The sequence below is a fragment of the Streptomyces griseus genome, from assembly GCF_001715295.1.
GTDB classification, from domain to species: Bacteria; Actinomycetota; Actinomycetes; order Streptomycetales; family Streptomycetaceae; genus Streptomyces; species Streptomyces griseus_G.
In genome coordinates this window covers 184499-196622 of sequence record NZ_MDKB01000002.1, presented here as the reverse complement: position 1 = coordinate 196622, position 12124 = coordinate 184499, and the positions used below count along the sequence as shown (strand labels likewise).

The window sequence follows — 12124 nt, the reverse complement described above, 5'->3', positions numbered from 1 at the left end:
TTTCGGAGTATGCGGAAAAGGCTGTTCGCCCCCTTGTGGGCCTGCCTGCTGCTGATGCTGTCGGCGGCGGTGCTGGCCACGACCCCCGCGGCCCAGGCCGCCCCCTCCACGATCGGCGACGCCGCCCAGGCCCTGCGCCGGGGCCCGGTGTACGTCGATCCGGCGGCGGCCGGGCAGCTCCCGGCCTCCCAGAAGGCCGCCCTGGAGAAGAAGATCAAGGATGCCGGCAAGCCGGTCTTCGTGGCCGTGCTGCCCGCGACGTCCCAGTACCCACCCGACACCCTCCTGCGGAACCTGCGCGCCGACACCGGGATCACGGGTGTGTACGCGGTCCGCCTCGGTGACGGCTTCGACGCGGGCGCCGACCCGCAGGTGATGCCGACCCGGGCGGTGCGGAACCTCGTGACCGCCGTCAAGGCGCCCGGCGCCGACACGAACGCCGCCACCCAGCTCAACGCCTTCGTCGACCGTGCCCTCGAGCAGGCCAGGGGCAGCGCCCCCGCCTCATGGTCCGGCGGCGGCACGGGCACCGGCTCCACGAGCGGCGCACCCCTGACCGGGCTGCTCGTGCTCGGCGGTGTCGTCGTGGCCGGCGGAGCGGCAGCCCTCGCGGTCGGCCACCGCAACCGCAGGCGCAAGGATGCGGAGGAACAGGCCTCGCTGGACAAGCTCCGGGTCGTCGTGGACGAGGACATCACCGCGTACGGCGAGACCCTGGACCGGCTGGACTTCCATCCCGCGGAGGCGGGCGCCGACGACGCGATGCGCGCGGACTACGAGCGCGCGCTCGACTCGTACGAGGAGGCCAAGTCCAGGATGGGGAACGCCCGGCACCCCTCCGACGTGCGCGGGGTCACCAAGGCCCTGGAGGACGGCCGGTTCTCCCTGGCGGTTCTGGACGCCCGCCGTAAGCACCACGAGCTCCCCGTCCGCCGGCCGCCCTGCTTCTTCGACCCCCGCCACGGCCCCTCGGTGACCGACGTCCTGTGGACCCCGTCCGGAGGCGCGTCCCGTGAGGTCCCGGTCTGCGGTGCCGACGAGGTCCGGCTGCGTGAGGGCGAGGACCCGATGAGCCGCACCGTCGACGTCGGTGACGGCCGCCGCCGGCCTTACTGGGAGGCGGGTCCGGCCTACGGCCCCTGGGCGGGCGGCTACTTCGGCGGCGGCCTGCTGCCCGGGCTGCTCGTCGGCACGATGCTCGGCTCGATGCTGTCGACCCCGGCGTACGCGGGCGAGTACGGCGGCGGCGACTTCGGCCCAGGCGCGGGCGGCGACTGGGGCGGCGGCGACTTCTCCGGCTCCGACTTCGACGCGGGAGGCTTCGGCGGCGGTGGCTTCGGCGACGGCGGCGGCTTCGGCGGAGGCGGCCTCGGAGGCGGCGGCGGCTTCGACGGCGGCGGGTTCTGAGGGCTGTCCCGCACTTCCTGGTGGATCGGCGTGCGGCGTCGGATGCGGGGCATCGCACGGCGGAGGGACGTCCGCATACTGGATGTATGGGGACGTTCCGACAATGCGGCGAGGTGCCGTAGCTGTCGTCGCGCGCCCGCCGGGAAGTGCGGGACGGCCCTCAGGAGCGGCGCGCCGCCGGTCACCGGGCGCTCCCGCCCCGCGCCGCCGGGCTATCGGCCGGCGGCTTCCCAGGTCTCCGGGGCCCACAGGCCCGAGCGGCGCAGCGAGGCCGGGCAGTGCAGGTAGATCTCGTCTATGTCGACAACCAGGGCCAGATCGGGCCGTCGGCCCTTCACTGTCATCCCGTCGAAGAACGGCGCGTCCGTAAGGATGCGGGCGCGGCCGTTGACCCGCAGGACGGTCATCGCACCGGGTATCAGGTAGAGCAGTCCCACGTGCGGGTTGGACAGGATGTTGTGAAAGCTGTCCCCGCGCCGGTTGCCCGGCAGGTCGGGCAGCGCCAGGGTGCGCGGGTCGAGGACCCGGGTGAAGCCGGGCTCGCCACCGCGCGGGGAGGTGTCGCAGTTGCCCTCGCCGTCGGAGGTCGACACGACGCAGAAGGGTGCCCGGGCCAGCAGATCGAGGTCGGCGTCGGTCAGTTCGTCGTGCACCTTGTCGATCACGAGGGGCCACGGCGTGCCGAGGATCTCCCGCAGCTGCTCCGCCGACTGCAGGGGTACGGATCCGGCCGGCGGGTCCCAGGTCCGGCCGGGGGCGACGGTGGCGGCCGCGGGTACGGCGTTCGACAAGGGGAGCTCCGTAGCTCGGGGGTGGACGGCAGCGGATCGCTGACCTGGCTCTCTTAGGGTTACCTTACTTGTGGTCCCGTGCGCGCCCGGCCCCGGGGCGGTCGTCACCGCGCCTCGGACCCTCGTCCCGTACCTCTCCTCCCCGCGCCCCGGCCCCGTACCGAGTGGGTCGGCTCCCGTAAGGCTGCGGACCGAAGCGTGGGCGTTCTGCCCGCTTTCCGGGCCCCCGTGGACGGGTTTGCTGTTTCGGCAATCAAGTTTGTCGATCCGCCCGGGGCGGGCGCACTCTCTTCCGTAGAGGGAGAGGTGTTCACATGAGTGACAGGACTCAGCGCCACGACGTGGTGATCATCGGAGGCGGGCCGGCCGGACTGAGCGGGGCCCTGGCACTGGCCAGGGCCCGGCGCTCCGTGCTGGTGATCGACGCGGGCGACCCCAGGAACGCCCCGGCGTCCCACGCGCACAACTACCTGGGCCGTGAGGGTGTCCCGCCGCTGGAACTGCTGGCCGCCGGCCGGGCGGAGGCGGCCGGCTACGGGGCCGAGATCGTCCAGGGCGAGGCGGTGGCGGCGACACGGCTGCCGGGCGGCGGGTTCCGGGTGGTCCGGGAGGACGGCGGGACCGTCGACGCGCGCCGGCTGCTCGTCACCACCGGCCTCGTCGACGAACTTCCGCCGGTACCCGGCCTGGCCGAGCGCTGGGGCCGTGAGGTGCTGCACTGTCCGTACTGTCACGGCTGGGAGGTGCGCGACCGGCCGGTCGGCATCCTGGCCACCGGTCCGATGGCCGTGCACCAGGCCCTGCTGTGGCGGCAGTGGACCGACGACCTCGCGCTCTTCCGCCACCGGCAGAAGGACTTCGGCGACGAGGAGTACGAGCAACTGGCCGCGCGGGGCATCTCCGTGGTGGACGGCGAGGTGACCGGGGTGGAGGTGACCGGCGACCGGCTCACGGGTGTGCGGCTGGCCGACGGCACGCTCATTCCGCGTGAGGCAGTCGTGATCCAGCCACGCTTCACCGCGCGTTCCGGCGTCCTGGAGAGCCTCGGCCTGGTGCCCACGGCACTGGAGATGGGCGGCCAGGTCGTCGGCACCTACGTCGCGGCCGATCCCGCCGGAGCCACCGAGGTGCCCGGCGTGTGGGTGGCCGGAAACGTCGTCAACCCCATGGAGCAGGTCATCGGCTCCGCCGCCGCCGGGCTGAAGGCGGCAGCGGCCCTCAACATGGACCTCGTCACCGACGACACCCGCCGGGCGGTCGGCGCCCGGCGCGCCCCCTTCTCGGCCGAGGCCGAGCGAAGGGTCACCGAGCGCGTGCTCGGCGACCGCCGTCACGGACTGGAGGAGACCCGATGAACGAGCACCCGACGACCGACGACCCGACGACCGGCGACGCGACGGCCGAGGGCGCGGAGACCGACGGGACGGCACGCACCGACGCCGAGATGTGGGACGACCGGTACCGCGAGAGCGACCGGATCTGGAGCGGCAACCCGAACACCATGCTGGTCCGCGAGGTGGAGGACATGCAGCCGGGGCGCGCACTGGACCTCGGGTGCGGCGAGGGCGCCGACGCGGTGTGGCTCGCCCGGCAGGGCTGGCGGGTCACCGCCACGGACATCTCCCGCGTCGCGCTGGACCGGGCCGCCGGGCACGCGGTGGAGGCCGGGGTGGCCGACCGTATCGACTGGCAGTGGCACGACCTGGGCGCCACCTTCCCCGAGGGGGTGTACGACCTGGTCTCGGCCGCGTTCCTGCACTCCATGGGCGATCTGCCGCGCGAGCGGATCCTGCGGAAGGCGGCCTCGGCGGTGACGCCCGGAGGCGTGCTCCTCATCGTCGGCCACGCGGGCTTCCCCGCCTGGGAGAAGGACCCCCACCCCGGGTTGGTCCTGCCCACGACGGACGAGGTGCTGGCGTCACTGGAACTGCCGGAGGGGGAGTGGGAGGTGCTGCTCGGCGAGGAGTACGAGCGGATCCAGAACGACCCCGAGGGGAACCCCACCACCCGCACCGACAACGTGCTGAAGCTCCGGCGGACGCGGTGACCCGGGGCCGTCGCTGATCATCGTCCCGGGCCCCTCCAGGCCACCCACGGCCACCGCGACGCCGAGCGCCCGCCTCCCCCTCGTGCGAGGGGGGCGGCGGGCGCTCGGCGTGGTACGGCGGGTCAGGCTGCCTGCGGGGCGGCCTTGATCGCGGAGATGTCGAAGTTCAGCTTGACCTTGTCGCTGACCAGCACGCCACCGGTCTCCAGCGCCGCGTTGTAGGTCAGGCCCCAGTCGGAGCGCAGGATCTCGGCGCTGCCCTCGAAGCCCACGCGCTGGTTTCCGTAAGGGTCGACGGCGGAGCCGTTGAACTCCAGGTCGATGGCGAGCGGACGCGTGACGTCCTTGATGGTGAGCTCGCCGGTGACCCGGTAGGTGTCCCCGCCGAGCTGCTCCGCCCCGGTGGAGCGGAACGTCATGAGGGGGAACTTCTCGGCGTCGAAGAAGTCGCCGCTGACCAGGTGACCGTCGCGGTCGGCGATGCCGGTGTCGACGCTGGCGATCTTCACGTCCACGGAGGCGGAGGAGTTGGCCGGGTCGGCGCCGTCCAGCGTCAGCGTGCCCTCGTGCTCACCGAAGGAACCGCGCACGTTGGTGACCATGGCGTGGCGCACGGTGAAGCCGATGCTGCTGTGCGCCGGGTCGATCGTGTACACGCCGGTCAGGGCGGCCAGCGCCGGGTCCACCGGGAGAGCGGCGGTCGTGGACGGGGCGGCGTTGGTCTTACGGGTGAACAGAGCCATGGCTCCTCCTCGGGGGACGGTTCAGGCGGGTGGCTGTGGAGGCGTTTGTTTAACCTTCAACGAGATTGACTGTAGACCTATCTTGTTCAAAGTTCAACAGCAAGGGTCCAGGCCGGTCCGGAATTCGCCCCCCGGGTTGTCCGTGATGCTGCCGCCCACTGGCGGACGCGCGTAGAACAGGGCAGGATCTTCCTGCCCTGATTGTCATGAGCAGGAGGAAGTCCATGCTGACCCGCCCCCGACTCCGCTCGGCCCTCACCGCCCTCGCCCTCGTCCTCGGTGCGCTCTTCGCGCCCGGCGTCGGCGTCCTCGGCGGCGCGACCGAGGCACACGCCGTCACCAAGCTGACCCATTCCCAGGCGACCTCCCGCTTCAGCTCGTCCGGGATCACCTGGTCGTCCTCGGGCGGCTGCTCCGACCGGTACAACTCCACCTGTACGTCCTTCGAGCAGCTGAACCTGACCAGCGCGCAGGGCGCCCAGACCCTGAAGAGCGCCACGGGCTGCGGGCTCAACATCACCGGCGGCACGGAGACCGGGCACGCGAGCGGCACCTACTCGCACTGGAACGGCTACAAGCTCGACTTCGCCAAGAGCACCTGCCTCACGAACTACGTGAAGAGCGCGTTCAGCTACATCGGCCTGCGGGGCGACGGCGCCCCCCAGTACAAGTCCGGTTCCGGCAACATCTACGCGGACGAGGGCAACCACTGGGACGTGACGTACTACAACTGCGGCGGCTGCTGAGCCTGAACCGCACGGGGGAACGCATGAGGCCCGCCCGCGTCCGTGGGACGCGGGCGGGCCTCATGCCGTCCGTGAGCCGGTCAGGAACCGACGCTCACCGTGAAGCGGCGGGGGTTGCCGTCGTGGGCGGCTCCGGAGACGTCCGGCTGGCCGTCCGGGCGTACGTCGTCGTAGGGGAACGCGTAGCCGATCGGGGAGTTCGCGTGGACCACGCGCGACCAGTGGTTGGTGACCGCGCCCTGGTAGTAGTCCGCCACCGAGGTGCCGTTCGGCTGGCTGGGGTGGCTCAGCATGATCGACCGGTTGAAGCCCGCCGCCAGCCGGGCCAGGATCGCCTTCTTGTCGTCGGAGTCCCCGGGGTTGTTCGTGAACGGTCCGTGATTGCAGGTGAAGATGTCCTTGGACGTCGGCTTGACGAACGTGTGGCCACCCTCGAACGTCAGGACGTCCCCGCTGACCCGGCCGGTGAGCGTGGGCCGGCCCCCCTGCAGGTCGATCCGCAGGTCCGTGGAGCGGTACTTTTCCCAGACCTGGTCGATCTGCGCGGTGAACAGGTCCCGGAAGGGCATCTGGTCCGGCCGGTCGAAGAACGGCGCCATCAGGTTCTGCGGAGAGACGACACGCAGCACCCGCCCGTCCGCGGCCCGGGTGACCAGCTTGTCCCAGGGCTGTCCGTCGGCGGCGGCCTGGGCGGTGAGGTCGTCGGCGATCCGCTGCACCGCGCCGTCGGGGAGCGGGGCCACCGTGTGCCTGGCGTCACCCTCCACCGTGAGGCCGATGGGCAGGGCCGTCACCAGGTCGACGTAGCTGATGTTGGCGTAGATCTGCTGCGGGTTGAAGGTGAACTCGCAGAACGACCAGGTGCGGCCGTAGTTCGGGTCGGTCGGTGTCGCGAAGGCGGGCTCCACCAGGGACGGGCCGGGGTTCAGGTAGAAGTCCAGCGTGTCGTCCCGCACGAAGTACACCCGGGCGCCGTACATCTGGGGCAGTGTCAGGACGACCGGTCCCGCGCCGGCGGGCTTCAGCGGGATGGCGCAGTCCACCGGGAGCGGGGTCTGCGGGGCGCCGGGCGAGTCGGGGCGGTAGACGCTGCCGTCGGCACGCAGGAGGACCCAGCGGTCGGTGCCCTGCTCGTGACCGGTGACGTAGGCGTTCACCGTGCCGGGCAGCGAGCGGTTCTCCAGGGCGAGTTCGCATGTGGCGGGTGCGGCCGACGCGCGCGGGCTCAGGGCGCTGCCCCAGAGGGGGTAGGAGAGCGCGGTCGCGGAGGCGGCGGCGCCCGTCAGGAACATTCTGCGTGAGATCACGAAGGGACTCCCGAGGTGTGGGGGCCGCAGACGGAAGCATGGGGGAGGTGACGCAGTGGGGGGTCGTCTGCGGTGCCCACCACTTTCGCCATGCCGGTGGCGAGCGTCAAGAGTTATGACTGAGAGCGCTCTCAGGGGTGCGCCTTTCTTCACAACTCGGCGCTGTGAAGGGGAGTTCGAGGACTCCGGGTCGCTCGTCGTGTGCGCCGCGTGAACAGGAACTGAACGCGTGGGCAGTTCCGCCGGGGCACCTCGGCCGGCCGCTGGGCTTGTGCGTGTGCGGTGTCCGTCGGTTGCCGGTTGCCGACTGCTCAGTGCCGGCCGCGTGCCCGCGCCTGCCTCCGCGCCCTGCCGGCCTCACCCCCTGCCGGCCCCGCGCCTTGCCGGTCAGCCGCAGACGGTCGATCCCGTACCCCTCGGCTGTACGTCGGCCTCGGGCCCGGCCGCCCGGCGAGCTGTTCCGTCCCCCGGCTGAGGGCGCCGGGCCGCCCCTTCGTCCGCCGTCCGGGCCCGCGCCCCGTGCCGGCCGTATGTCCGTGCCCGCCGGGCCCGCGCCCCGTGCGCACCAACCCGCTGTACTCCGCCCGCCGTGCCCACCCACCGTGCCCACCCGCCCTGTGCGCAGCCGGAGTGCTCCCGCCCTTCGCCGCAAGCTCACTTGGACTAACGCGCGAGGCTCTTGGACTGGTACGGCCCCTGAGGCCGGAAGCCGTTGACCGGCTGGCCCGGCCCCGCGTTACTCAGTTCCCATGTCGCCCAGATTCCGTTCGGCAGCCTCAGTGGCCGCCGCCTCAGCCGTAGTCCTGGCCCTCGCGGGGACCGGCCTCCCCGCCGCGGCCGCAGACCCGCCGCCCACCACCGCGGCCGGTGCCGTCCTGACGTCCGAAGAGCTGTCGGTGGCCGTCGCCGACGACTTCCCGCGCGTCCTGTCGTACACCGACAGGGCGGGCGGCCGGCTCACCGGCAGCACCCGGCCGGTCACCGCCGTCACGCTCAACGGCACCGCGCACCCCGTGCACCTCGAAGGCGCGCCCCGGTTCACCGCCGGCGCGGCCCGGTACACCCTGGCCTTCGCCGACCTGCCCGGCGTCGAGATCGACGCCGGGCTCACCCTCTCCGGACGCACCACCACCTTCGCGGTGACCGCCGTCCGGGACACCGTGGACTTCCGGGTGGGCACTCTCGAGATACCCGGCCACGACCTGATGTCGGTCGCCTCCACCGACACCGGCGCCGCCACGGCCTTCACCCGCCTCGACCCGGACGCCACGAAGACCGCGGACGTCTTCCGAGACATCACCGCGGACACGCCGGCCGACCCCGCGCCGCTCGGCGCCGCCTACGCGATCGTCAACACCGGCTCGCTCGCTGCGGCCATCGAGTCCAACTCCTCGTACGACAAACCCTCGGGCGCCACCGGCGGCGACGACTCCCGGTTCCGGCACGAGACCCGCAGGGAAGCCGACGGAACGGTACGCGTCGGCGTCGGGTCGGGCCAGTGGACCTACCGCGGCGAAGGAGCGCCCGCGCCGGCCGGCGGCGCGGACCTGCCCTGGGCCAAGGTCGTCGTCACCCCCGACGCCAACGGGGACGGGGCGGTCGACTGGCAGGACGGTGCCGTGGCCTTCCGGAGCATCGGCATCATGGCGCCGGGCGGCCAGGACACGGCGAACAGGGTCGTCACCCACATCCCGTTCAACTTCGCCAGCCAGGCCACCCATCCCTTCCTGCGCACCCTGGACGACGTCAAGCGCATCTCGCTCGCCACGGACGGCCTCGGCCAGCTCGCGCTGCTGAAGGGCTACGGCTCCGAGGGCCACGACTCCGCCCACCCCGACTACGGCGGGAACTACAACAAGCGGGCCGGCGGGCTGAAGGACCTCAACGCCCTCCTCGCGCGCGGCAGGAAGTGGGGCGCGACCTTCGGCGTCCACATCAACGCCACCGAGTCCTACCCCGAGGCCGCGGCCTTCGACGAGCAGCTCGTCGACCGGACGAAACCCGGCTGGAACTGGCTCAACCAGAGTTACTACATCGACCAGCGCCGCGACATCAACAGCGGCGGCCTCGCCCGGCGGCTCCAGCAGCTGCGCGACGAGACGGACCCCAACCTCAGCCTGCTCTACGTCGACGTCTACTACTCGCACGGCTGGATCGCCGACCGCACCCTGCGGACCATGCAGCAGCAGGGCTGGAACGTGGCCAGCGAGTGGTCCGACAAGTTCGAGCGGGGCACCCTCTGGTCACACTGGGCCAACGACCTGAACTACGGCGGCGAGACGAACAAGGGCCTCAACTCGAAGATCATCAGGTTCATCCGCAACAACGAGAAGGACACCTGGAACGACGACCCGGTCCTCGGCCGGAGCGCACTCGAGGAGTTCGAGGGCTGGACCGGCGAGACCGACTGGAACGCCTTCTACGACAACATCTGGCAGCGGAACCTGCCCGCCAAGTACCTCCAGCGGCAGAAGATCACCCGCTGGGACGGCAACGACATCACCTTCACCGGTGGGGTGCGCGGCACGACCGAGGACGGCCGCCGGACCTTCTACGAGCACGGCCGCAAGGTCCTCAGCGGCAGCGGCTACCTCCTGCCGTGGGACGGCGGAAGAAAGCTCTACCACTACAACAAAGCAGGTGGGACGACCAGTTGGGAGGTGCCCGGGAAGGGCTCGTACTCCGTCCACAAGCTCACCGACAACGGCCGGGTCAAGACCGGAGCCGTCCGGCCCACCGGCGGGAGGATCACGCTGACGGCGGACCCGGGGCAGCCGTACGTCCTGTACCCGGAGGCGGCACCGAAGGCGGCCGACCCCCGGTGGGGCCAGGACACCCCCGTCCGCGACCCCGGCTTCAACGACGCCGGGCTGGACCACTGGTCCCGGACCGGCACGGTGACCCGTGACACCGACAGCCTCGGCCACCACAGCGCCCTGCTCTCCGGGAGCGCGGCGGCCGCGGTCTCGCAGCGCATCACCGGCCTGAAGCCGGGGACGCGTCACACCGCCTCGGCCCTTGTCGAGGTGGAGCCCGGGCAGAACAGGCGTACCACCCTCTCGGCCGGCGGGAAGTCCGTCACCGTGGAACGCTCCACGGTCGAGGACCACGTCGCCGCCTCCGAGCGGCACGGCACCTACTTCCAGCGGGCCAAGGTCAACTTCACCGCCCCCGCGGACGGCCGGACCGTCCTGCGGATCCAGGCGGACGCGGGCAGCACCGCACGCGTACGGGCCGACGACGTACGCGTCGTCGCCAACGCCCCGGCGACGAAACCGGGCACCGTCGTGTACGAGGACTTCGAGGACGTCGACCAAGGCTGGGGGCCTTTCGTCAAGGGGGACGCGGGCGGCTCCACCGACCCCCGCACCAGCATCTCCCAGCTGCACGCCCCGTACACGCAGGCCGGCTGGAACGGGAAGCTCGTCGACGACGTGCTCGGCGGCAAGGAGTCCCTCAAGTCCCACGAGGAGAACGCGGGCCTCGTCCACCGCACCGCGCCCTGGACCGTCCCCATGACCGACGGTCACCGCTACCAGGTCGAGTTCGACTACGTGTCCAGCCACGCAGGTGCGTACGCGTGGGTCGACGGCTACGACCGGTCCGGTACCGGCGGCCCACCCGTCTCCACCGAGACCCGGACGACGCCGATCGGCCGGCAGCTCACCACGGGCCACTTCTCGCAGACCCTCACCGCGGGCTGCGGGGACACCTGGACCGGGCTGCGCAAGCTCGGTGACGCGCCCGACGGCGCCGACTTCGTCCTCGACGGGTTCACCGTGACCGACCTCGGTGCCGTCCCCGCGGGTGAGCGGAGCGCCTGCGCGACCCTCGCGGTGGCACCGGAGGGGGAGACCCTCGTGCCCGGGGAGCCCCACACGGTCGAGGCGGTCTTCACCAACCACGAGACGGCCGCGGCCACCGGGGTGGAGCTGACGCTGGACCTGCCGGACGGCTGGACCGCCCGGCCCGCGGGCGCAGTCACGCCGGGCCCGGTCGCCCCGGGCGGCCGGGCCACCGGCAGCTGGGAGGTCACCCCGCCGGCGGACGCCGCATACCGGACGTACTCCCTGCGCGCCGGAGCCTCCTACACGGTCGACGGCAGTCGGCGCACCCTCGGCGCGCAGGCCGCCGTGCGGACCTTGCCCCCACCGCCGGTCACCGACAGCTGGGCCGGTGACATGGACTGGACGGCGTCCGAGAACGGGTGGGGACCGGTCGAGCGGAACCTGTCCAACGGGGAGACGGGCACCGGCGACGGAGGCCCGCTGCGGATCGGGGGCGTCACCTACGGGAAGGGCCTCGGTACCCACGCCCCGGCGAAGGTCCGCTACTACCTGGGCGGGAAGTGCACCTCCTTCACCGCCGAGGTCGGTGTGGACGACGCGCAGACCTCGCGCGGCAGCGTGACGTTCTCCGTCAGGGCCGACGGCACGGAGCAAGTGATCTCCCCCGTGCTGCGGGCGACGGACCCGGCATGGTCGCTCACGGCCGACCTCACCGGCGCCGCCTACGTCGACCTGGTCGTCGGCGACGGCGGGGACGGCAACGGCAACGACCACGCCGACTGGGGCGCGGCGCGCTTCCACTGCGGGAGCTGAGCGCGGCGGGTGACCCGCACGGACCCGGGGGCGGTGCCGGATCCGGCACCGCCCTCTGCCATTCTGGGGTCCCGCCTCCCCCGCACCGGTGGATCCCGGCGTGGCGCGCGCACTGCGATGTGACGTGCGTCATACTCAGGCGTTTGTTGGACCTCCACAATCGAACAGCCCCGTGAGCTGGTGGATGGGCTGCGCGGCGCACCGCTTCTGTCAGGTGCCACCAGGAAACGGGGCAGGAGACTGTCCGGTGTGGACGGCGGGATTCGTGTGGCCGGGTTCGTAGGGTCGATGCATGACCGTTGTGGACGAAATCCCGGGCGAGCCGAGTGACACGCGTGGCCGGGTGGCCGAACTGCTGGCCCTGCGCGAGCAGGCCCGGCGCGGGCCGGGTGATCGGGCGACCGAGGCGCAGCACGCCAAGGGCAAGCTGACGGCCCGGGAGCGTATCGCGCTGCTGCTGGACGAGGGTTCGTTCAAGGAGG

General features: G+C 72.1%; 8 protein-coding genes and 1 pseudogene. 6 read left to right on the top strand and 3 right to left on the bottom strand.

Annotated elements, in window-relative coordinates; translation table 11 throughout:
• The first annotated feature begins 9 nt into the window (after window positions 1-9).
• Window positions 10-1407, top strand: coding sequence for a hypothetical protein (locus BA175_RS07515; protein ID WP_069170509.1), 1398 nt, complete (start codon window positions 10-12; stop codon window positions 1405-1407).
• A 212-nt stretch (window positions 1408-1619) separates the two neighbouring features.
• On the opposite strand, the gene BA175_RS07510 is transcribed toward BA175_RS07515, so the two are convergent.
• Complete coding sequence (locus BA175_RS07510; protein ID WP_069170508.1) at window positions 1620-2198, bottom strand: MSMEG_1061 family FMN-dependent PPOX-type flavoprotein; 579 nt, start codon at window positions 2196-2198, stop codon at window positions 1620-1622.
• 314 nt (window positions 2199-2512) lie between these two features.
• On the opposite strand from BA175_RS07510, the gene BA175_RS07505 reads away from it, so the two are divergent.
• Both BA175_RS07505 and BA175_RS07500 read left to right on the top strand, forming a co-directional pair.
• Window positions 2513-3553 carry an NAD(P)/FAD-dependent oxidoreductase gene (locus BA175_RS07505; protein WP_069170507.1) on the top strand — a complete coding sequence of 347 codons (1041 nt, stop codon included), beginning with the start codon at window positions 2513-2515 and terminating at the stop codon, window positions 3551-3553.
• Between the two features lie 89 nt (window positions 3554-3642).
• Window positions 3643-4245: an SAM-dependent methyltransferase gene (locus BA175_RS07500; RefSeq protein WP_069171996.1), complete on the top strand. Its 603-nt coding sequence runs from the start codon at window positions 3643-3645 to the stop codon at window positions 4243-4245.
• Between the two features lie 122 nt (window positions 4246-4367).
• Here BA175_RS07500 and BA175_RS07495 read toward each other — a convergent pair whose 3' ends face one another.
• Window positions 4368-4988, bottom strand: a complete 621-nt coding sequence (locus BA175_RS07495; protein ID WP_069170506.1) for a YceI family protein — start codon at window positions 4986-4988, stop codon at window positions 4368-4370.
• 224 nt (window positions 4989-5212) lie between these two features.
• On the opposite strand from BA175_RS07495, the gene BA175_RS07490 reads away from it, so the two are divergent.
• Entirely contained in the window at window positions 5213-5734 is a 522-nt protein-coding gene (locus tag BA175_RS07490; protein WP_069170505.1) for a hypothetical protein, read from the top strand.
• An 80-nt stretch (window positions 5735-5814) separates the two neighbouring features.
• Here the strand turns inward: BA175_RS07490 and BA175_RS07485 are convergent, their stop codons facing one another.
• Window positions 5815-7026 (bottom strand): glycoside hydrolase family 64 protein, encoded by a 1212-nt coding sequence (locus BA175_RS07485; RefSeq protein WP_175420835.1) that lies wholly within the window; start codon window positions 7024-7026, stop codon window positions 5815-5817.
• Between the two features lie 764 nt (window positions 7027-7790).
• On the opposite strand from BA175_RS07485, the gene BA175_RS07480 reads away from it, so the two are divergent.
• Together BA175_RS07480 and BA175_RS30450 are read left to right on the top strand one after the other, a co-directional pair.
• A complete protein-coding gene (locus BA175_RS07480) occupies window positions 7791-11642 on the top strand; it encodes an endo-alpha-N-acetylgalactosaminidase family protein (RefSeq protein WP_069170503.1) in 3852 nt (1283 codons plus the stop codon).
• Between the two features lie 292 nt (window positions 11643-11934).
• A pseudogene (locus BA175_RS30450) lies at window positions 11935-12124 on the top strand (methylmalonyl-CoA carboxyltransferase); the annotation flags it as partial.

Coding starts and splice junctions, on each gene's coding strand:
- BA175_RS07505 (WP_069170507.1), top strand. CDS start 2,513: ATGAGTGACAGGACTCAGCGCCACGACGTGGTGATCATCGGAGGCGGG.
- BA175_RS07495 (WP_069170506.1), bottom strand. CDS start 4,988: ATGGCTCTGTTCACCCGTAAGACCAACGCCGCCCCGTCCACGACCGCC.
- BA175_RS07490 (WP_069170505.1), top strand. CDS start 5,213: ATGCTGACCCGCCCCCGACTCCGCTCGGCCCTCACCGCCCTCGCCCTC.
- BA175_RS07485 (WP_175420835.1), bottom strand. CDS start 7,026: ATGTTCCTGACGGGCGCCGCCGCCTCCGCGACCGCGCTCTCCTACCCC.
- BA175_RS07515 (WP_069170509.1), top strand. CDS start 10: ATGCGGAAAAGGCTGTTCGCCCCCTTGTGGGCCTGCCTGCTGCTGATG.
- BA175_RS07480 (WP_069170503.1), top strand. CDS start 7,791: ATGTCGCCCAGATTCCGTTCGGCAGCCTCAGTGGCCGCCGCCTCAGCC.
- BA175_RS07500 (WP_069171996.1), top strand. CDS start 3,643: ATGTGGGACGACCGGTACCGCGAGAGCGACCGGATCTGGAGCGGCAAC.